Consider the following 20,068-nt stretch of genomic DNA (forward strand, 5'->3'; position numbering starts at 1 on the left):
AGAGTACGGCCAATGAATGTAGAAAAAGCAATTCTGGATGCCGGGTATCAGTTGCCCTCGCCGCCTGCTGCGGGCGGCAACTATGTGCCAGCAAAGACGGTGGGAAAACTGGTGTATCTCTCCGGGGTTATTTCGTCGGATTCAAACGGCGTCATTACTGGCAGAGCCGGCGATGGGCGCGGAATAGAGGAGGGCTACGCCGCAGCGCAGGCTTGTGTTTTGTCGCACCTCGCTGTGCTGCGACAGCATCTGGGCTCGCTTGATGCGGTGAAGAGCATCGTGAGCGTAAATGGCTACGTGAATGCCGTCCCGGACTTTGCGGACTCGCCGAAGGTCATCAATGGTGCATCAGATTTATTGGTCAAGGTGTTTGGCGAAGCAGGGAAACATGTGCGTGCGGCGATCGGCGTAAGTGCCCTGCCGCGCAACGCTTTGGTCGAGCTGCAGATGGTTGTGGAGATCGAATAGACGTGGCCGAGCACAGTCTGAGCGCCGAACCGACGCACTCGCGGTGGAACCGTGAGTTGAAGCCTCGCCTGTGGATCGAATCCGGCGATGTGGTTCATCTAGAATGTCTGGACGCGAGCGGTGGGCAGGTCAGGCCCGGTGCGACGGTCGAGGAGTTTCTTGCGATCGATCGCGAACGAATCCATGCGTTGACAGGCCCGATCGGCCTGGTAGGAGCGGAGCCAGGCGATGTGCTTGAGGTGGGTGTGCTTGATGTGCAACACAAGGGATGGGGCTGGACGAGCGTAATAAGTGGACTCGGATTCCTCGACGAGCGATTTACGACGCCATATCTTTTTCATTGGCAGCTCGAGGAGAAGATTACGCAAACACTGGCGCCTGCTGTGGTTCCGCTTCGGCCGTTCTGTGGTGTGATGGGAGTTGCGCCGGCCGAGCCGGCTGAGTTTCGTACGCGTCCTCCGGGGAATTTCGGCGGAAATATGGATGTACGTGATCTGGTGGCGGGATCCACGCTCTATTTACCTGTGTTGAATCAAAGTGCTCTTTTTTCTGCGGGAGACGCGCATGCGGCACAGGGCGATGGTGAAGTCTGCATCAACGGCATCGAGTGCCCGGCCGATGTGTCGCTTCGATTCAAGCTTCACAAGCAACGACAGCTTGGAGGGCCGTTGGTCGAGGCTGCGAATACTACGACATATTCAGGTTCAAACGGCGCGTGGATCGTCGTTGAATCGGGGACGGACACGATGGCCGCGGCGAGAGCGGCAACCTCTCGCATGATTGATCTGCTCGTGGCTGAGTGGGGCTTTTCTCCTGTCCATGCTTATATTTTATGCAGCGTCGCGATGGACCTTCGCTTGGCGCAGGTGGTGAATCGTCCAATGATTACTGTCGCTGCATCGATCTCGAAGAGGGTTTTGCCACAGCGTACTTTGTTTTAGAGAACGAGAGATTGTGAGTCAGCCAATAGTGTTAATTGACGATGCAAAGACCATCGGTGAACTTCAGGAGCTCTATCCTCTTTACGAGAGGGCTCTGGTCAACAACGACGTTGATACGTTGACGAAGATGTTTTGGGCTGCACCGCAGGTCATGCGCTTCGGTGTCTCTGAAAACCTCTATGGGATCGAAGAACTGGAAGCGTTTCGCAAGGGTCGTTCTGCTGTTGGGCTCGCGAGGGTGGTGAAGCGGCTAGACATTGTTGCGTTTGGTGAGGATGTTGGGAGCATCACGCTTGAGTTTGAGCGGAATGGGGTCGATGGCAAGATCATCCGTGGCCGGCAGAGCCAGATGTGGATTCGGATGCCAGAGGGTTGGCGCATTGTTGCAGCGCATGTTTCGTTGCTGGCTTAGATGATGCACTCGGTGACTAGTGGCGAAGCGCGAGAATGCCCGCGAGTGGGATGCGAACCCACGTCGGTCGATTGTCGAGTTCGTAGAGTAGTTCGTACAACGATTTCTCCAGCAGATATGCGTTGAGCAGGAGTTGTGCCTGAGCCGCTCGTGGTATCAGATCGGGATTCGCCACGTGAACTGTGTGTTGATAGGTGCGGAGGAACTCCGTCGATACAGCGTTCTGCCAGAGGCTGGCCCAAGGCTCGAGATTTTTGGCGTCGTCCGGGCGTCGTTGTGCGAAGGCATTGTGGGCTGCGTAGGCAGCATAACTGAACGAGCGCAGCATTCCGGCGACATCTTTCAGTGGAGACTGCTTAGCTCGGCGCGCAGCAAGACTTCGAGCGGGCTCTCCTTCGAAGTCGAGGATGACGTAGTCGCCGTGCGAACGAAGTACCTGGCCTAGATGGTAGTCGCCGTGGATGCGAATGCGCTGGCCGGCTTCGGCAGGTGTAGCGGAGGCGATTGCGCGCGCGCGCGCAAAGAGTTGAATGCGTCGACTTAATAAGAGCGCAGCGTTGTCGGCTGTGGTTTCGGTCAGTTGAGACATGCCGCGCTTCAGTGCTTCGAGTGTGAGATTTAGTTGGGCGTCGATGCGGTCGGCCTCGGCGACGAGATCGGCGGTGGTGAAGCACTCGGCCATGAAAGCAGCGTTCTGAGTAGGTGTTGCAAGGGCGAGATGCATCTCGGCGGTGCGACGGCCAAGCATGGATGCGGCGTCGAGGGACAGGCCAGCGTGCTCTCGAGCGAGGGCCGGAGGTGGCTCGTCTGTGAGAAGACTGGGCTCGGAGCCCAGGTCTTGTGGAGCGGGCAGCGTGGCGACGCTGTCGTAGTAGTGGGAGAGTTCGTCGAGAGTCCACTGCCAGCCGTCGCCTTCGTTTTCGACCAGGCTTTGAAGCATGGCAACTGTTGTCGGCTCCCCGTTTTTCGAGCGGAGTGTGATCTCACCAAGGAAAGGAGGGATGCGTGGGAAGTGCGCTGTCTCGGTCAGGAATCGGCCGATCTCAGTGTCGGGGTTTTCGCCCGGTTGCAGGCGCCGGAAGATCTTCATAATGAGCTTGGCGTCATACAGGATGGAGGTGTTGGACTGTTCGGCCGACCCTGTGCGGGCGGGCAGCGGACCGGTGCCACGAGCTTTCGTAAAGGCGCTGCTTCGGTGGCCGACGACAACCCCATTGCGTGTGTTAATTTCACCGCCGGTTTCGATGAGATGGAGAATCGCCTGACGTGCATCTTCGCTCGCAATCGCATCGTGCAGGATTGCCGGACCGTCACTGGTCGTGACAGTGGCTACGATGCTGGCTGGGTCGGAGGCGCGGATTGTCTCTGCAGCCTCGCCGGTGGTGATGGTGAGGCCAAGCTGATAGACGTCGGTGGCGTCGTCGTTATACGTCAGCTGAAGAAAGACAACGACTGCGTTCAGCTCGGGGAGAAGCGCGGAGTCATTTACAGCAATCGTTTTGATCGTTCTGGATTTCGCACCAAACCAACGTTGGCGAGGCAGATAGGCGATGAGTAGTTGCTGAAGCAGCGGCAGACCTTCGCCCGTGAGAATGCCTTCGATGCCGTGGCTGAACAGACTTACGATGGGTTCGTCTACGGGGACCTCAACTGGCTCCGGTGCTGCAGGTGCGGGTTGAAGCTCAAGCCAAAGGAATGAGTATGGCGCAAGTGTGAGCGGATATGGCTGTGCGGTAATGGTGGGAAATGTGACGTAGCCCAACATCTCAACGGGTATCATGCCGGCGAACTTGGAGAGGTCGAGGGAGACGGGCTGCGAAAAGCGCGAGAGGTTCGCTACACAGAGGACGGTCTCGCAGTTGCCATTTTCTTCATACTGGCGAACGTAGGCCAGGACCTTTCTGTTTTCAGGATTGAGGAACTCCTGCGTGCCGCGGCCGAAGACGTGGAAGAGCTTGCGCAGCGCGATCATGTTGCGGGTCCAGTGCAGCAGCGAGGATTGATCGGACTGCTGCGCTTCAACGTTGATGGACTGATAGCCCCAGATTGGATCAGTGATGACTGGGAAGTAGAGGCGGGCTGGAACGGAGGTAGAAAAACCAGCGTTGCGGTCAGAGTTCCACTGCATGGGCGTGCGGACGCCGTTGCGATCGCCGAGGTAGATATTGTCGCCCATGCCGATCTCGTCGCCGTAGTACATGATGGGCGTGCCGGGAAAGCTGAGCAGCAATGAATTCAGCAGCTCGATGCGACGTCGGTTGTTGTCTACCAGTGGCGCGAGACGGCGGCGAATGCCAACGTTGATGCGCATGCGCGGGTCGGCCGAGTAGGCGAGATACATGTAATCGCGTTCATCGTCGGTGACCATCTCGAGTGTTAGCTCGTCGTGGTTGCGCAGGAAGAGGCCCCATTGGCAGTTATCAGGGATTGCGGGGGTTTGCGCCATGATGTCGGTGATGGGGAGACGATCTTCCTGACGGAGCGCCATGTAGATGCGCGGCATCAGGGGGAAGTGAAAGGCCATGTGGCACTCGTCGCCGTCACCGAAGTAGGGTCGGACGTCTGCGGGCCACATGTTGGCCTCGGCGAGTACCAGGCGGTTTTCGTATTCGGCGTCGATGACGGCGCGAATCTCTTTTATTTTGACGTGGGTTTCGGGCACGTTCTCGCAGTTGGTGCCGTCACGCTCGATGAGATAAGGAATGGCATCGAGCCGGAGAGCGTCGACGCCCATGTCTAGCCAGAATCGCATCGCCGTAAGAACTTCTTCCATGACGCGAGGGTGGTCGAAGTTCAGGTCGGGCTGATGGGAGAAGAAGCGGTGCCAGTAGTACTGCTGCGCGACATCATCCCAGGTCCAGTTGGACTTTTCGGTATCGGTGAAGATGATGCGGACACCTTCGAAGAGCTTGTCGGTATCGCTCCAGACGTACATGTCGCGCTCGGGAGAGCCCTTGGGAGCGAGGCGTGCAGCCTTGAACCATGGATGTTGATCGCTGGTGTGGTTGATGACTAACTCGATCATCACCTGCATGCCGCGCAGGTGAGCGGCGTCTAAGAATTGCTTGAAGTCGTCGAGCGTCCCGTAACTTGGGTTGACGTCGACGTAGTTGGCGATGTCGTAGCCATCATCGCGAAGCGGAGACGGGAAGAACGGAAGCAGCCAGAGACAAGTGACGCCGAGATCCTGAAGATAGTCGAGCTTCGACATCAGGCCGGGGAAGTCGCCGATGCCATCCGCATTGGAATCCATAAAGGCGCGGACATGGATCTCGTAGATGATCGCGTCCTTGTACCAAAGTGGATCGGTGGTGCTGCTGACTTTTTTCACTCGTCGTCCTCGTGCTGGTTGCTCGTCTATGGTGTGGTCGGTGTCGAATCGGGTGCAGCCTCAGCCTTTGGCAGTTGAAGCAAGCGGAAGACGTGCGCGGGCATTATGTCAGGACGCAGCGCAACGTAGTTGCTGCGATCATGCCATTGATAGCGCACGCCGGTAAGGAGGTCTTCTATTTCGAAGTTTTCATTGTGCGGAATGGCTAGCCGCTTCAAGTCGAGATCGATCCAGCCGGCCTGCTCCTGAGCAGGATCGAGATTGACGGCAACGAGAATCCGATTGGCTCCACTGGATTTGCTGTAACAGATGATGTTGGAGTTATCGACGTGGTGGAAGTGAAGTGAACCGTCGCTTTGGAGAGCAGCGTTGTCGCGACGGATCTGATTTACCTTCGTAATCAGAGAGGCTAGGCTGGTACTTGCAGCGCGGTCCCATTGGCGGATCTCGTACTTCTCGCTGTTGAGGTACTCTTCACTCCCTGGCTTGGCTGGGAGATTTTCGCCGAGTTCGTAAGCGGGGCCGTACATGCCGTAGTTCGCACCCAGCGTTGCTGCGAGGATGAGACGTTGCATAAATGCAGGCCGCCCACCGTTTTGAAGAGCGGCGTGGAGAATGTCTGGTGTATTTGGCCAGAGATTGGGGCGGAAGAAATCGGTGATTGGCGGTTTGGTGATCTCCTCAAAATATTGCTCCAGCTCGTCCTTCGTGTTGCGCCAGGTGAAGTAGGTATAGGACTGGGTGAAGCCAGCCTTCGCCAACGAATACATGACGTGCGGGCGAGTGAACGCCTCCGCAAGAAAGATGACATCGGGATATTTTTTGCGAATCTCGCCGATGCACCACTCCCAGAAAGGAAGGGCCTTCGTATGTGGGTTGTCGACGCGGAAGATACGAACGTCGCGACGAATCCAGTAGATGAAGACATCGCGCAGTGCTTCCCACAGGCCACGCCAGTCAGTTGATTCGAAGTTGAGTGGGTAGATGTCCTGGTACTTTTTTGGTGGATTTTCGGCGTATTGGATGGACCCGTCCGGGCGAATGTTAAACCACTCGGGATGCTCGGCAACCCAGGGGTGATCCGGCGAACATTGAAACGCTATGTCGAGTGCCAGCTCCATGCGGTGCTCGCGAGCCGCGGCAACGAGGGCATCAAAGTCGCGCAGGGTGCCGAGTTCAGGGAGGATCGCTTTATGGCCGCCCTCCTTTGCGCCTATAGCCCAGGGGCTGCCTGGGTCGTCTTTGGTGCTGACGACATTATTGTTACGACCCTTGCGAAATGCGGTGCCGATGGGATGGATCGGAGGCATGTAGAGCACATCGAAGCCCATCGCCGCGATGCTTGGCAGAAGTGCCTTCACATCGGCGAAAGTTCCATGACGCCCAGGATCGGGAGAGGTGGATCGGGGAAAAAGTTCATACCAGGTCGAATAACGGGCGCGCTCACGATCGACCCACAGATGCAACTCACGCGAGTACCGGACGGTGAGAAGAGGATCTGGATATTGTGCAGCGACTTCGATGATTTCGTCGCTCAGCGGATATTCGTAAGGCGTGGCTTTACTCTTGGCCAGCTTTTCCAGCTTGGCTGCCGTCTCTCCGAGAAGTTTGCTGTCGGACCCTGAAGCCCGCTGTGCAATCTGCTCCAGTAGCAGCGCGCCAGAGCGTAATGCAAGCGCAACGTCCTGTGAGCCCGCCACGGGCTGGGCGTCTATTCGTTTCTGTAGATCAGAGCTCCACGTATCGAAGTGATCGACCCATCCTTCGATCGTGAAGAGCCAGTCGCCGAGTTCATCTGCCGTGAAAGTTGCCGACCAAAGATCGTTGGTGAGCGGAACAAGCGGTGCGGAACGCCATTCGGTCTTGCTCGAATGCCGATACAGCAGACGGCCAGAGACGTGATCGTGTCCATCTCCGAAAAGTGCTGCAGTTACGGTCACAACATCGTCGAGGGTTCGTTTTGCTGGATAGCGACCGCCGTCCACTTGAGGGGAGACCTCTTCTATAACGACTCGCTTCCGGCCTTCGATTGGTTTCATACTCACTCAGATCTTTCTACTCAACTTTTTTCGTACTTATAGTACCCCTGTCGTGTTGCAGAGGCATTTGTCCAGATTACGTGAGGTGCCTCTAAAGAAGATGCAGGTTGAGCCGCATACGTTGCTGTGGCCGGAAGTGCTAGCAAGAGGCCGTTTAGCGAAGGACTGCAACCCCGTATTGGTCGAGGGTGACGGTTGAAACTGTACCTCCCGCCAGCACGTCAACCATTGCCTGGGGAAGGGTAATCGTGCGCGGCTCAGCTCCGTAGTTTGTCAGAATGAGCACGCGTTTGCCCTCCCCTGATCGGATGGATACGTCGATGTCACTTGGAAGATCGGGCATGATCGCCTGGAGGCCTGCTTCGGCCATCATCCACTGTGCGGCAGCCTTCATGGTTGCTTCGTCGAGTGCAGCACCGATGTAGGTAATGCTGCCTTTGCCTACCTTGCGCGTCACAGCAGCGGGTTGGCCGTCCAGCCATCCGTTACTTTTTCCGTAACGCATCAGGACCTGCGTCTCGGGCAATTTGATGCCGATCTGCTCTGCCCAGATCTTGTCCTGGCCGTTGCCCCAGGTTCCCTCCAGTGGCACGGTGGTATCGAGTGCATACCACTGCTCCACTCGTGCACCGAGTAGATCCGCCAAAGGGCCGGGCTGACGTTGCGGAGACAGGCTGTTGTCTTCGTCTTTCATGCCGCTCCTTTGTCCGAGAACCAGGTGTCCGCCGCCGCGGACGTAGGCTTCCAGGTTTGCCGCAGCTGCAGGGGTGAGCACGTTCAGCGCAGGTGCGACGACAAGTTTGTAGCTCCCGAGAGGAGCAGTGTCCGAGACGACATCGACAGAGCGCGCCAGAGAACGCAGCGGCCCGTAGAAACTCAGCAGCGAGTTAAGGGGTCGAATGCTTTGTTGTGTCGCTGCCAATTGATCGCCCATCGACTGTTGTAGTCCTGAAGCACAGCGACCTGCGATTCGACGGTGGTCCCAGCCAGTACCGGAGCGGCTTTTTCAAACTCTGCTCCTAATTGCTTGACTTCGTCGTAGAGCGGCACTGGTGATCCGTCTGCGCCAACAAGTACGCCATGATACTGTTCCTGCCCATTGAGCGCGCTTCGCCACTGCCAATACTCGACTGCTTCCGCACCGTGGCCAACGTCATGCCACGCCATCGCGCGAACTTCTCCCTTGTTCAACGCGTTGTTGTCAGGACTCCAGTTCACAGACCCGGGCTGCGTCTCCATTACCCAGAAGTTTTTGCGAAGGAAGCCACGAGTGAGATCGTGTGCAGCCCCATTGTGAACGATGTCTAACTGACCAGTGCCGACGTAGTCGTCCCACGAAGCAAAGTCGAGATCCTGCGAGACAGTGTAGTGATCATAGGCGTCGAACCACCCCATCATGTTCGTGGTGATGGTCTGTCTCTTGTCGGCGTGGGCACGTATCGCGTCAAGCTGGTTCTTTTGATAGCTCCGCCACGTATCGGAGACGAACTGCTTCCAGTTCAACAACAGCCCGGGGTTTCCCTCGGCTTCTTCGATGGGAATCTGCCGCCAATCCTGATACGTCTCGCTCCAGTATGAGGTCGTCCATCTTGTGTTCAGGTTGTCCAGGGTCTTGTACTTCGCGTGAAGCCAGTCCTGGAACTGCGTTCGCGTCGCCTCTCCATAGCTTTCTTCGCCGTACTCATTGTCGATCTGCCAGCCGATCACATTCGGATCGTGCCCAAATCGCTCCGCCATCCTGGAAGCAATCGTGCGAGCGAGTTCGCGGTACTTTGGGTCGGACCAGTCGAACTGCTGGCGGTTGCCGTGTGCATCTTTCCGACCGTTCTCCATCGTGCGAACCGTTTGCGGATACTTTGTCGTGAGCCAGGCCGGTGGCGCGGCTGATGGAGTGCCAATCACAACTGCAATGTGGTGCTTCTCCGCAGCTCGAACGGCGTGCTCGAGCCAGTCAAGCTGATAGTTCCCCTCGCTCGGCTCGAGCGTACTCCAGGCAAACTCTCCTACGCGAACAAAGTTGATGTGCGCTGCTTCCATGAGTTGTAAGTCGGCATCCCAACGCGATTCTGGCCACTGTTCCGGATACCATGCCGCTCCAAGGAGCAAGGCGGGTTTGCGTGGAGCGGGCGGCAGAGCCGATTGTGCAAAGACGAAAGGGCAGAGCAGAAAAGCGATAGCTGGAAGAATACGTCGCAGCATGGAAACTCCTAAAGATTATCCAAACAGAACGTAGTAAACACTAACAAATCTTTTGGTCCGTCGTACTTGCACGGCCGAGGGTTGATGCAATCGAGACGACCTAAGCGTCAATTTCGATTTTCGTACTCTGGTAACCTAACGACTCTGGGAAAGATGTCGGGTAGGACCACGGGACCGCCAAACTACTCTTGAAGGATCATGATCGGGCAACATCTGAACCGATTGGCGCACGGAAGCAGGGCAGAGGTTTATGAAAGTATTGACCGTTGATCTCAGCAAGATAGTTGCACCAACCTTTCTTCTTGCAGCGTTGTCGACGAACGTCACTATGGTGTGCGCGCAGCAACTCAATCTGAGCCGCAGCGGTGCAACCGTTCTTGTCGAAGCTTACGCTCCAAATATCGTTAGGGTAAGCCTGAGCCTGCATCGCGACGACGCATTGGCCGGGCCGGGCTTCGGAATATCGGCGAAGGTAGCTGCGCAGGGTTGGACCGCTGAAACCACACCAAGCGGAGATGCGATGCAATCCTCCCGCATGGTGGTGACAGTTGCGCCTGAAAGTGGAAGACACGCTCCCACGGGGACACGGGCGGACATTGCGAAGTTCTTCAATGGATCAACGCCCGGAGTCGGCATTAAGATCAGGACTCCCGACGGAACCACTTTGCTGGAGATGAACGGATGGCAGATGTCTGTGCCGAACCACAAGGATGGTAACGCTGATATCTTGTACGATCGCAGGCCAACGGATGCGCCATTCTTTCAGGTGGGAGCTACCTTTGTCTCGCCAAAGGATGAGCACTATTACGGACTTGGGCAGAATCAGGAGGGGTATCTCGATCGCCGTGGGCATGCAGTGCGATGTGCTCACGACTACAACGCCCCCGCGGGCCAAAGTGTATGTGTGCCATTTGTAGTTACGAATAAAGGATATGGGATCGTCTGGGACAACCCGTCGGCAACGACTGTGGCGTTTGGCTTCAACGATGTGACGCGGTGGACCTCCGATGTGGGGCAGCGAGTTTCGTTTTTTGTCATAGCGGGAAAGAGTTATGACGAAATCTACTCAGGCTACCGGTTGCTTACTGGAGATACGCCGATGCTGCCGAAGTCAGCCTATGGGTATATCCAATGCAAGCAGCGGTATATCAGCCAGGACGAATTGATGGCTGTTGCAAAGGGCTATCGCGATCGGCATCTGCCCATCGACGATCTCGTCATCGACTGGTTCCACTACACGAAGATGGGCGAGATGGACATGGACCCGGCGAAGTGGCCGGATCCGACGGCGATGAACAAGGAACTGCATGCGATGAACTTCCACACAATGATCAGTGTGTGGCCACGTTTCGTTCCTGAAGACCGGTACTACGCGACTATCTTGAAGAATGACTGGTTCGAGAAGCTCGCGGATGGAACGCCAACGAACGGTCTGCCGTACGACCGTGCCGGATCGGATATCGATACCACCAATCCCGACGCGGCGCAGTGGTACTGGAACATCGTGAAAGAAAACTATGTCGCCAAAGGCTTTGATGCATTCTGGGCAGATGAGACGGAGCCTGATCTGCCACCGAATGGCAGCTACTGGCACATAGGTCCGGGGACTCAGTTCTTCAATGTCTTTCCGTTGTTCCATACAGCGGCGTTTTATAACGGCTTCCGAAGAGACCTTCCGTCGAGAGCGCTCATTCTTGCTCGCGACTCGTATCTGGGTGCGCAGCACAACGGCACGATCTTCTGGTCGTCGGATATCAATGGCAACTGGGATACGTTGAAGCGGCAGGTGCCGACCGGGATCAACTTTGTAGCCTCCGGAATGCCTTACTGGAGCACAGACATCGGTGGGTGGCAGTATCTGCCTCAGTCGCACAAGCCTGACAAGGCGCCCCTGCTTGACCCCTCCGATGCGAGAGCGAACGTCGGAAACAATGACGACTATCCGGAGCTCTACGTTCGATGGTTTGAGTATGGCGCGTTTCAGCCGAACTTCCGTAGCCACGGCAGCCGTCCGCAGAACGAGGTCTGGTCGTACGGCAAGCAGGCTGAGCCGATTCTCGAGAAGTATCTGCGGCTACGTTATCAGCTGATGCCGTACCTCTACTCGCTGGCTCACACCACCCATGAGACCGGAGCGCCGTTTATGCGCGGGCTATTCATGGACTTTGGATCTGACCCCAATGTTGCGAATATTGGCGATGAATATATGTTCGGCCCGTCGATTCTGGTCGCTCCAGTGACGGAGCAGGGAGTGACTTCGAGGAGCGTTTATCTGCCCTCGGGTACGGACTGGTACAACTACTGGACGAATGAGCGCGTACATGGTGGCCAGACGGTTACAGTTGCCGCACCCATCGATACGCTTCCTCTGTTCGTTCGGGCTGGGGCAATTCTTCCGCTCGGCGAGCCAGTGGAGAGCACGAATGACACACAGCGAATTGCCAGGCTGCGAGTCTATCCCGGGGCCGATGGCGACTTTGACATCTATGCGGACGACGGCACAACTTACAACTACGAAAATGGCCAGTCGGAGCTTACAAAGCTACATTGGGGGAACGCATCGAGGAAGCTGGACCGTTCGGGCGCAAAGCTGAGCGTAGTCTCGGAGCAGGGTTTGATCGAGATAGTTGGTTCCAGGCAGTAACTGAGGAGAACGTATGAAGATTAGCTTTGATGGCAAGATCGTGATCGTCGCTGGCGGGACAGGTGGACTGGGGAGATCGGTTAGCCTCGCGTTTCTCAGGGAGGGAGCCTCAGTCGCAGTGACTTACCGCCGCGAAGAAGAGCTCGCTGCTCTCAAGAGTGCCGCTGGTGAGAATGGTTCCGCGCTGTCCGGCTACAAGGTTGACGTCACGGATGAGAAGTCGACGGCAACGTTTGCCGAGGGACTAGTCAGCCAGCATGGCAAAGTGGATGCGCTGGTCAACACCGTCGGCGGCTATGCCGGTGGCATTCCGCTTTGGAAGACGGAAACGTCAGTACTCGAGCAGATGGTGTCGTTGAATCTGCGTTCAGGCTTCAATCTGTCGCGTGCTGTTCTGCCTGCGATGTTGAAACAAGCCCACGGATCGATCGTCAACGTCGCGGCAAAGGCTGCATTGGATCATGGGGCAGGTGCATCCGCCTATGCAGCGACAAAGGCTGCTGCGGTGGCGATGATGGATTCACTCGCTGCAGACGTCAAAGGGATGGGAGTTAGGGTCAACTCCATCCTTCCGAGCATCATAGATACGGCGGCGAATCGGCAGGCGATGCCGGATGCGAAGTTTACTGTGTGGCCAAAGCCGGAGGACATCGCGAAGGTGATCCTTTTCCTATGCAGTGACGAGTCCAGGGTCATTCACGGCGCAGCAATCCCTGTATACGGAGACAGTTAGTCGTCAGGCCGTGTCGTTGGGGCACACGAACTATAGGGGGCACAGAAGTTAACGAGAAACCATGCACCGCTGCGATACTGAAAGGTGTCTAATCGTTAAAGCTCATGGCGACCACGAATCTACCCAAACCGAGCTCCTTCGACCGTACGCTTGCCAGCGCGCGTTCGACGATGATGTTCAGTGAGGTCGTCAGGCTTGCGGTCGACAGCTTCCGCTCCAGCAAGACGAGATTCCTGCTTACGATGCTTGGTATGGTCATCGGCTCAACTTCTATCATTCTGGTGGCTACGCTGGGGTCCACAGGCAAGCAGTATGCGCTGGATCAGCTCACCAGCCTTGGCCCGAATAAGATTGAGCTGCAATACGCAGGCGGCACGATCTCTGGTCCAGACAACACCAGCACGCCGGACTACATGACCCTCGATGACATGCATGCGGTCCTCGAGCAGGTTCCCGACATCGTCGCCTCGTCCCCGATGCTGGAGTTTCACGACAACGTCAGCATCGGCAGCGGCATAACCAAGTCCACCATGCTCCTGGGCGTGTCTCCGCAGTATCGGATCGTACGCAATCTTGTCATCCTCGCTGGTCGCTTCTTCGACGATCAAGACGCAGTGGCGCACGAAAAGGTCGCCGTTATCGTTAAGCCGTTCGCGGAACAGCTCTATGGAAGCGTGAATGATGCCGTTGGTAAAACCGTCAGCGTCAAGGGCATTCCCTTCATCATCATCGGTGTCTTTCGGGAAAGCATCGATACCGAGGGGGAGTCTGAAATCAGCGACCATACTTTGCTCATACCTTATCCGGTCGCACGCTACTTTCAGGGAACCGCTGAGCTGAAAGAGATCTTTTTCACTATGCGTGAGCCTTCCATGGTGGTTCCTGCCAAGGACCGCATCCTCGCGATCATCCGATCGCGTCACTATGCGAGCTCGGTTTACAACGCGCAGACGCTCACCGATCTTCTCACCAAAATGGCACAGATCGCGGATATGCTCACCATCGTGCTGACTCTTGGCTCCGGTATAACCCTCATCGTCAGCGGCGTCGGCATCATGAACAGTATGCTTGCCAACGTGCAGTCGCGCCTCAAGGAGATTGGTATTCGTAAGGCGCTTGGCGCAACCAGTCGCGAGATTCGACTTCAGTTCCTCACGGAGGCAGTCTTCCTCTCGCTCAGCGGTGGGGTGATCGGCACACTTCTCGGCCTTGCGATTCCGTATACCCTGGGGCTACTGACGCCGTTCAAAATTCCAATCAACCCATGGGCGCCGGTGTTTGCGCTCGGAAGCTCCATGCTGGTCGGCATACTCTTCGGGACCATCCCCGCGAACCGCGCCGCACGGCTAGACCCCGTGCAGACCCTCAAGTACGAGTAACTCCATTTCTTCCCATCAAAAGAGCCCATTGCAAAAACAAAGCGCATCAGCCCCAAGCGAAAACTTCGCGGGACCGATGCGCTTTTGATTTTGTACTGCAGAAAACCTAAGCGGTTGCTGCTGCTTCGGCCTCTGGCTGGTCGCCCTTGACCGTCACCTTCACGTGGCTGGTAACTTCGCGGTGCAGCTTCACGGGAACGTGGTACTCGCCAATCGTCTTCAGCGGCTCCTCGAGAGAGATCTTGCGACGATCGATGGTGAAGCCCTTCGCTTCAAGCTGGTGAGCGATGTCGCCCGAAGTGACCGAGCCAAAAAGATGCTCATTCTCTCCGACCTTGCGCTCGAACACAAGCTCAACCGCGGAGAGCTGCGTGGCTAACTGCTCGGCTCCAACCTTCTCCTTGGCGGTCTTGCGAACGGCCGATGCCTTCATCTGCTCGATGACTGCCTTATTTGCGAGGGTCGCTTCGATTGCGAGCTTCTCCGGCAGCAGGTAGTTGCGCCCGTAACCGTCAGCGACCTTGACCACATCGCCGCGATGTCCGAGCTTGTTTACGTCTTCCTTCAGAATGACTTCCATTGCATATCTCCGATTTCGTCTCTGGCTTCAGGTGCCGCCAGTCTTGCGTATCCAGTAGTCCGCCGAAGCGGAGAAGTTAGAAGCGTGCAGCGAAGGCGAGCAGTGCGATGTTGCGCGACTGCTTGATTGCCAGGCTGAGCTTGCGCTGGTGGCGTGTGCAGACACCGGTCAAACGACGCGGAACGATCTTGCCACGCTCGGCGACAAAGCCCTGAAGCAGGCGAACGTCGCGATAGGAGATGGCGTCAATCTTCTCGGTGCAGAACTTGCAGACCTTCTTGCGGCGGAAGAACTTGCGGCCACCAGGACCACCGCCAGGTGCGCCGGCGGGACGTGGGGTGCGAGGACCCGCGCCAGGGCCAGAGTGCGACGGGCGGGGTGTTGGTGCGTGCTGCTCAGTGGATTGCGTGCTGGTTTCGTCAGCCATGATATTTCCCTCTCAGGTACGTTGTGCCTGCCTTCGCTCCAGACCCGCAATGGAGTCTCTGAACATTCGATCAAGTTAGATCGAGTGGAAGCGAATTCGGCGATCGTGATGCGTTGTGCGATGCGGTTTCAGCCTCATCGCAAAAAAATGATGCGAAGACAGAAGTTAGACAGCTGCGGAGACAGTCTCGGAGGCTGCGTCAGACGCAACAGGAGCAACTGGCTTCTTCTCTTCTTCGGTCTCGACTGCGGCAGCAGCCTGCACGGGAGCCGCGATCGGCTGCGCGCTGCGCTTCACCTTGGTGTCGCGGATGGCCTTAACCTTCGCGAGGCGCTTCTCTTCTTCGTCCATGCGAACGGTGATGAACTTGATCACCTGCTCGGAGACGCGGAGGCGACGCTCGATCTCAGTGATCAGCGAACCGGCTGCGGCAACGTTTAGCAGGATGTAGAAACCGTCATTGAACTTGCGAACGGTGTAGGCGAGCCGGCGGCGGCCCATCTTCTCGACGCTCTTCACTTCGCCGCCACCATTGGTGACGTTCGCGGAGAAGCCTTCAATCAGCTTGTCGAGTTCTGCTTCTTCAACGTCCGGGCGGACGATGAACATGATTTCGTAGGTACGATTCATTCGATTACTTCTTTCTGCGAAGTTCTGCTTCGCACCGTGCTGGCGTCTGTTCTGCCAACCCGGTTTGGAATTTCGACTACGTCTAAGTAGCAACCTTCGCTACTTCTTCTTTACCTCTCCTTCGGCGTATCCGATCCATTCTCCGGATCGTCTGGCCGACGGTTGAATCTGTTCATCGCGGCGCTGACCCCTTCGGTCAACATCGCCTCGACAGCAGCTTTCGCCCTGTCGAGTACTTCATCCAGCACCACAAGCTCCTGCTTGCGAAACTGCGACAGCAGATAATCCCTGCCGCCGGCTTTGATCTCTCTGCCATCCTCCAGTGCCGGTTTCCCAACACCGATGCGAACGCGCAACCACTCTTCCGTTCCAAGCGCACCGGAGATCGACTTCACTCCGTTGTGCCCGTTTGCTCTGCCATTCGCGCTGATGCGTAGCCTGCCCAGCGGAAATGCAAGCTCGTCATAGAGGACGATCAGATCCTCGGACGGAACTTCAATCTCCAGCTCCTGAACCAGCGCGGCTACGGAAAGCCCGCTCAGATTCATGAACGTCTCAGGTTTAGCCAGCAGAACTTCGTGCCCTGCAAGCCTTGCCTTCGCCGTCAGTGCACGTCCCCGACGATTGGAGAGGACCACGCCGCAATCGTCCGCGATGCGATCCACTGCGAGAAAGCCAGCGTTGTGCGGCGTGAACTGATACTCGATACCGGGGTTGCCGAGACCGACAATCAACTTCACGCTTTGTTTCCCTTTCCAGCAAACTCAGGCGGCCTGCAGATCTCGAAAGATTCGCAGGCCGCGTAAAACTACTTCTTCTTCGCGTCCTTGGCATCGGCAGCAGGAGCAGCAGCGGCCGCATCCGTCTTACCCTTCTTGGCAACCTCTGGCTCGGTCGGCGCAGCGACAACCGCGTCAACAGCAACGACCTCTTCCTTGATTGCGGTGACGTGAGCGACAGTCGCGTGCTCGTCGCCCAGGAACTTGATGCTGCCCGAGTGCGGCAGGTCGGAGACGTGGATCACTCCATGCAACTCGAGGCCAGAAACATCGACATCCAAGTGGCTCGGAATGTCTGTCGGCAAGCACTCGATCTCGACCTCACGCATAACGTGATCGAGAATTCCGCCCTGTGTCTTCACGCCGGCAGGAACGCCAACCAGCTGAATCGGCACCGATACGCGCATCATCTTGTCCATTGCAATGCGCTTCAGGTCGATGTGCAGCAACGTGCCCTTGATCGGCTCATTCTGCCAGTCAACAATCATGGCCTTCACAACAGCCGAGCCTTCAACGTTGAGGTCGAAGATCGTGTTGTGTCCCGAATCGGAGTGCAGAATCTTGGTGATCACGCGAGGGTCAACTGCAACCGCAACTGCGTCCTGGCCCGCACCGTAAACAACCGCGGGAATCTTACCGGCGACACGAACGCGACGAGCTGCATTCTTGTTGAACTTGCCCTCACGGGGCGTTGCGACGACTGCTTCAATATTGGATGTTGCCATGATGAATCTTCCTTTCGGGCACAGAGTTGAGCTCTGCTCCCTTTGTTCTTTGTGAAAGCTACCTGGGTTACCAGGCCGCCCTCAGCTATTGCGACCTAGTTGAACAGCGTACTGACGCTGGTCTCCATGTGAATACTCTCGATCGCGCGGCCAAGCAGACCAGCAATCGAAAGCACTTTAATCTTCTCCACCTTCAACGCGTCTTCGCGCAGAGGGATGGTATTCGTCACGATCAACTGCTCCAACCGTGATGCTGCGATACGCTCGACAGCTGGCCCCGAAAGTACCGGATGCGTCGCGCACGCATAAACTTTTCCTGCACCCTCAGCCAGCAGCGCATCCACCGTCTTCACCAGTGTTCCGGCGGTGTCAATGATGTCGTCGAGGATCAAGCACGTCCGGCCTTGTACATCGCCGATCACGTTCATCACCTCGGTGACATTGATGTCGGTCCGCCGCTTGTCGACGATGGCCAACGGTACATCCAGCTTCTTGGCGAAGAAGCGCGCGCGCTCCACGCCACCTGCATCCGGCGAAACAACCGTCAGATTGGGCAGGTCAAGCTCCCGGAAATAGCTCACCAGCACCGGGCTGGCAAACAGGTGATCCACCGGAATATTGAAGAACCCCTGAATCTGCGCTGCATGCAGATCGACGAGCAGAGCACGGTTTGCACCGGCGGTGGTCAGAAGATCGGCAACCAGCTTCGACGTAATGGCAACACGCGGACGGTCTTTTCTGTCCTGCCGGGCGTAGCCATAGTAGGGAACGACAACCGTGATTCGTCCGGCTGAGGCGCGCTTCAGCGCATCCATCATGATCAGCAGTTCGACAAGGTGCTGATCCACCGGGAAACACGTAGGCTGCACGAGAAATACATCCGCCCCGCGAACGTTCTCGAGCAGCTGAAAATGAACCTCGCCGTCGGAGAATCTCTGCAACCGGGTCTCGCCCAGCGGCACACCGACGAACTTGCAGATCTCTTCGGCCAAAGGCTTGTTGGAAGATCCGCAAAAAATCTTGACGCGCTTATCATCTGTCAGCCGTCCGGAGCGCTTTTTTTCCGGTGCTGGCGCCTCTGGCGCTCGCGTGACCTTCGCCTGTCCGTTCTGCGAAGGCGCTAGCGCAGGCTGAGAGCTCGTTTCTGTCTCTTCAGCCTGCTCTGAAATAGGGGAAAGAACCGCAGTCGTGTTTCGTTCGTTCACGTGAAACCCTCCAGGTTGGTTGACCTTGAATGTTCCTGCTGCACTGTCTTGCGTGGCCTTGTTGCGGCCCCGTTACTTCTTCTGAAATCCTCGTTGCGGACTACTCAAAAAAACTAAAAGACTTCGGTCCTTCAAAACTTCGTACTTCTTCGTCCGCCACGTTTGGGCGAACTCCAAATCGTCTTACTCCTGCGGCAAGTTGTTGCTGCCGCCTAAGATCCCTAAATTCCTGTCGCATCTGGCGTCGACTTGTTGGTTGGGCGACTAGGATTCGAACCTAGACAAAGTGCTCCAAAGGCACTTGACCTACCGTTAGTCGATCGCCCAGTACATCGCCGGATGCAGTTTGATTCTACTATCGACCGGCGAGGTCACTCCGCGAACATTCTTTCCCAGTACTCGGTTCGGGGCAAGGTCTCCGTCAGGAGAGCTTGGACCCCAGAGGACTGGACGCGCAGTTGAGCTGCTTTGGCATCCCGCTCGGACCGGTAAAGTCCAAACAGAGCAGAGCCAGAACCTGACAGAGCCGCATACAAAGCGGAACCGTCCAAATCACTACCCATCAATTGACGCTTGGTTATTCGCAAGGAGGGATACTGAGGAAAGACGACCTCTTCAAAATCATTTTGAAGACTATCGCTTCCAATCCCGGTGCGGACAAGCGCGAGAAGGGTATTCTCGGCCAGATCGTTCATCGCGTCAGCCTGACTTTCATCAGACAAGCCCCGTTTTTTCTCGGGATTAGGATCGCGAACGATACCGGAGGTGCCGGGCCTACCATCTCCTGTCCTGACCCCAACCGGGGCAGAGAGGGATGAGTAAGCAAGACTCAACTCCTGTAGCTTATCAACTTGGGGCAGGGAAGTCAATGTAATGGACCGCGTTATAGGCAATCCCTCGCCTAGCTCCCCTTCCGCTACATCATCTTTCTTCGGCGGAATAGCGTCAGTTAGCGCTTTCAAATGAACCGCTTCCGCCGCGCGTCGGGCATCCCACTCTTGGAAAGCCGCCGGAGTTGACACCCCTACAGACGGAACCGCTACCACGCACCAGGTCTTCGGCAGATCAGGCATCGGAACGACCTGCTCCCCCCGTCCCAGCCCCAAAACAGCCCCACCCAGCAGAAACAAAGGCACATCCGACCCAATCTCCGCAGCCAGCTTGATCCTCTCAACCCCCGGCAGCGCCACCCCCAGCTCCCGCTCCAACCCCAGCAGCGCCGCCACAGCATTTGCCGATCCCGCCCCCATCCCACCCTGCACCGGCAGCCGCTTTTCAATATGGATCGTGACCTCCGCCCTCACTCCCAGCCTAGCCAAAGCCCGTTCGACCATCCGCCAGGCCGTATTTCGCCCATCCCGTGGCACAAACGGATGATTCGTCGTCAACGTAATCTTCGTATCAGCCGCCGCACTGCTCCGGCGAGCAGTAACCGTCACCAGATCGTGCAGATCCAGCGTCTGATACAGCGTCGTCAGCCCATGAAACCCATCCGCCCGCACCGGCCCAATTGCCAGCCCAAGATTGATCTTCGAATACGAACGAACACGCGTAGCCATCGCTTACGATTCTACGC

Annotated in this window: 17 protein-coding genes and 1 tRNA gene; 6 read left to right on the plus strand and 12 right to left on the minus strand. The window is 56.8% G+C overall.

What is annotated here, in order from left to right; all coding sequences use genetic code 11:
• Window positions 1–12 precede the first annotated feature (12 nt).
• From RBB82_RS11915 to hpxZ, 3 genes are read left to right on the plus strand one after another with little or no spacing between them, the layout of a single operon-like run.
• Window positions 13–468, plus strand: coding sequence for a RidA family protein (locus RBB82_RS11915; protein ID WP_433970672.1), 456 nt, complete (start codon window positions 13–15; stop codon window positions 466–468).
• Window positions 469–470: 2 nt separating this feature from the next.
• Window positions 471–1,409, plus strand: coding sequence for an acetamidase/formamidase family protein (locus RBB82_RS11920; RefSeq protein WP_433970673.1), 939 nt, complete (start codon window positions 471–473; stop codon window positions 1,407–1,409).
• A gap of 13 nt (window positions 1,410–1,422) precedes the next feature.
• The gene (hpxZ, locus tag RBB82_RS11925) at window positions 1,423–1,821 is read left to right on the plus strand and encodes an oxalurate catabolism protein HpxZ (RefSeq protein ID WP_433970675.1); all 399 of its coding nucleotides are present in this window, start codon (window positions 1,423–1,425) and stop codon (window positions 1,819–1,821) included.
• A gap of 16 nt (window positions 1,822–1,837) precedes the next feature.
• On the opposite strand, the gene treS is transcribed toward hpxZ, so the two are convergent.
• From treS to RBB82_RS11945, 4 genes are all read right to left on the minus strand, one after another.
• Window positions 1,838–5,152 (minus strand): maltose alpha-D-glucosyltransferase, encoded by a 3,315-nt coding sequence (gene treS, locus RBB82_RS11930; protein ID WP_433970676.1) that lies wholly within the window; start codon window positions 5,150–5,152, stop codon window positions 1,838–1,840.
• 26 nt (window positions 5,153–5,178) lie between these two features.
• Window positions 5,179–7,191, minus strand: coding sequence for an alpha-1,4-glucan--maltose-1-phosphate maltosyltransferase (locus RBB82_RS11935; RefSeq protein WP_433970677.1), 2,013 nt, complete (start codon window positions 7,189–7,191; stop codon window positions 5,179–5,181).
• Window positions 7,192–7,345: 154 nt separating this feature from the next.
• Window positions 7,346–8,125: a beta-galactosidase gene (locus RBB82_RS11940; protein ID WP_433970679.1), complete on the minus strand. Its 780-nt coding sequence runs from the start codon at window positions 8,123–8,125 to the stop codon at window positions 7,346–7,348.
• Window positions 8,068–9,390 carry a beta-galactosidase gene (locus tag RBB82_RS11945; protein ID WP_433970680.1) on the minus strand — a complete coding sequence of 441 codons (1,323 nt, stop codon included), beginning with the start codon at window positions 9,388–9,390 and terminating at the stop codon, window positions 8,068–8,070. Before RBB82_RS11945 ends, RBB82_RS11940 begins: the two co-directional genes overlap by 58 nt.
• 250 nt (window positions 9,391–9,640) lie before the next feature.
• Between RBB82_RS11945 and RBB82_RS11950 the strand changes: the two genes are divergently transcribed.
• The 3 genes from RBB82_RS11950 (at window position 9,641) to RBB82_RS11960 (ending at window position 14,146) form a co-directional block, all read left to right on the plus strand.
• Window positions 9,641–12,034: a TIM-barrel domain-containing protein gene (locus RBB82_RS11950; protein WP_433970681.1), complete on the plus strand. Its 2,394-nt coding sequence runs from the start codon at window positions 9,641–9,643 to the stop codon at window positions 12,032–12,034.
• 13 nt (window positions 12,035–12,047) lie between these two features.
• Window positions 12,048–12,767 carry an SDR family NAD(P)-dependent oxidoreductase gene (locus tag RBB82_RS11955; RefSeq protein WP_433970683.1) on the plus strand — a complete coding sequence of 240 codons (720 nt, stop codon included), beginning with the start codon at window positions 12,048–12,050 and terminating at the stop codon, window positions 12,765–12,767.
• A 104-nt stretch (window positions 12,768–12,871) separates the two neighbouring features.
• Window positions 12,872–14,146 (plus strand): ABC transporter permease, encoded by a 1,275-nt coding sequence (locus RBB82_RS11960; RefSeq protein WP_433970685.1) that lies wholly within the window; start codon window positions 12,872–12,874, stop codon window positions 14,144–14,146.
• 106 nt (window positions 14,147–14,252) lie between these two features.
• On the opposite strand, the gene rplI is transcribed toward RBB82_RS11960, so the two are convergent.
• From rplI to RBB82_RS12000, 8 genes are all read right to left on the minus strand, one after another.
• Window positions 14,253–14,726: a 50S ribosomal protein L9 gene (gene rplI, locus RBB82_RS11965; RefSeq protein WP_433970686.1), complete on the minus strand. Its 474-nt coding sequence runs from the start codon at window positions 14,724–14,726 to the stop codon at window positions 14,253–14,255.
• 76 nt (window positions 14,727–14,802) lie between these two features.
• Window positions 14,803–15,153 (minus strand): 30S ribosomal protein S18, encoded by a 351-nt coding sequence (gene rpsR, locus RBB82_RS11970; RefSeq protein ID WP_183973469.1) that lies wholly within the window; start codon window positions 15,151–15,153, stop codon window positions 14,803–14,805.
• Window positions 15,154–15,318: 165 nt separating this feature from the next.
• Window positions 15,319–15,783 (minus strand): 30S ribosomal protein S6, encoded by a 465-nt coding sequence (gene rpsF, locus RBB82_RS11975; RefSeq protein ID WP_433970687.1) that lies wholly within the window; start codon window positions 15,781–15,783, stop codon window positions 15,319–15,321.
• A 110-nt stretch (window positions 15,784–15,893) separates the two neighbouring features.
• Entirely contained in the window at window positions 15,894–16,523 is a 630-nt protein-coding gene (gene pth / locus RBB82_RS11980) for an aminoacyl-tRNA hydrolase (RefSeq protein ID WP_433970689.1), read from the minus strand.
• A 68-nt stretch (window positions 16,524–16,591) separates the two neighbouring features.
• The gene (locus RBB82_RS11985; RefSeq protein WP_433970690.1) at window positions 16,592–17,287 is read right to left on the minus strand and encodes a 50S ribosomal protein L25; all 696 of its coding nucleotides are present in this window, start codon (window positions 17,285–17,287) and stop codon (window positions 16,592–16,594) included.
• Window positions 17,288–17,382: 95 nt separating this feature from the next.
• A complete protein-coding gene (locus tag RBB82_RS11990; RefSeq protein WP_433970691.1) occupies window positions 17,383–18,492 on the minus strand; it encodes a ribose-phosphate diphosphokinase in 1,110 nt (369 codons plus the stop codon).
• A gap of 253 nt (window positions 18,493–18,745) precedes the next feature.
• Window positions 18,746–18,819, minus strand: a tRNA-Gln gene (locus RBB82_RS11995).
• A 44-nt stretch (window positions 18,820–18,863) separates the two neighbouring features.
• Window positions 18,864–20,051, minus strand: a complete 1,188-nt coding sequence (locus tag RBB82_RS12000; RefSeq protein WP_433970692.1) for a 4-(cytidine 5'-diphospho)-2-C-methyl-D-erythritol kinase — start codon at window positions 20,049–20,051, stop codon at window positions 18,864–18,866.
• Window positions 20,052–20,068 lie beyond the last annotated feature (17 nt).

The organism is Tunturiibacter lichenicola (genome assembly GCF_051013355.1).
Classification (GTDB): Bacteria; Acidobacteriota; Terriglobia; order Terriglobales; family Acidobacteriaceae; genus Edaphobacter; species Edaphobacter lichenicola_F.

Coding starts and splice junctions, on each gene's coding strand:
- RBB82_RS11915 (WP_433970672.1), top strand. CDS start 13: ATGAATGTAGAAAAAGCAATTCTGGATGCCGGGTATCAGTTGCCCTCG.
- RBB82_RS11935 (WP_433970677.1), bottom strand. CDS start 7,191: ATGAAACCAATCGAAGGCCGGAAGCGAGTCGTTATAGAAGAGGTCTCC.
- RBB82_RS11940 (WP_433970679.1), bottom strand. CDS start 8,125: ATGGGCGATCAATTGGCAGCGACACAACAAAGCATTCGACCCCTTAAC.
- RBB82_RS11945 (WP_433970680.1), bottom strand. CDS start 9,390: ATGCTGCGACGTATTCTTCCAGCTATCGCTTTTCTGCTCTGCCCTTTC.
- RBB82_RS11950 (WP_433970681.1), top strand. CDS start 9,641: ATGAAAGTATTGACCGTTGATCTCAGCAAGATAGTTGCACCAACCTTT.
- RBB82_RS11955 (WP_433970683.1), top strand. CDS start 12,048: ATGAAGATTAGCTTTGATGGCAAGATCGTGATCGTCGCTGGCGGGACA.
- RBB82_RS11960 (WP_433970685.1), top strand. CDS start 12,872: ATGGCGACCACGAATCTACCCAAACCGAGCTCCTTCGACCGTACGCTT.
- rplI (WP_433970686.1), bottom strand. CDS start 14,726: ATGGAAGTCATTCTGAAGGAAGACGTAAACAAGCTCGGACATCGCGGC.
- rpsR (WP_183973469.1), bottom strand. CDS start 15,153: ATGGCTGACGAAACCAGCACGCAATCCACTGAGCAGCACGCACCAACA.
- rpsF (WP_433970687.1), bottom strand. CDS start 15,783: ATGAATCGTACCTACGAAATCATGTTCATCGTCCGCCCGGACGTTGAA.
- RBB82_RS11985 (WP_433970690.1), bottom strand. CDS start 17,287: ATGGCAACATCCAATATTGAAGCAGTCGTCGCAACGCCCCGTGAGGGC.
- RBB82_RS12000 (WP_433970692.1), bottom strand. CDS start 20,051: ATGGCTACGCGTGTTCGTTCGTATTCGAAGATCAATCTTGGGCTGGCA.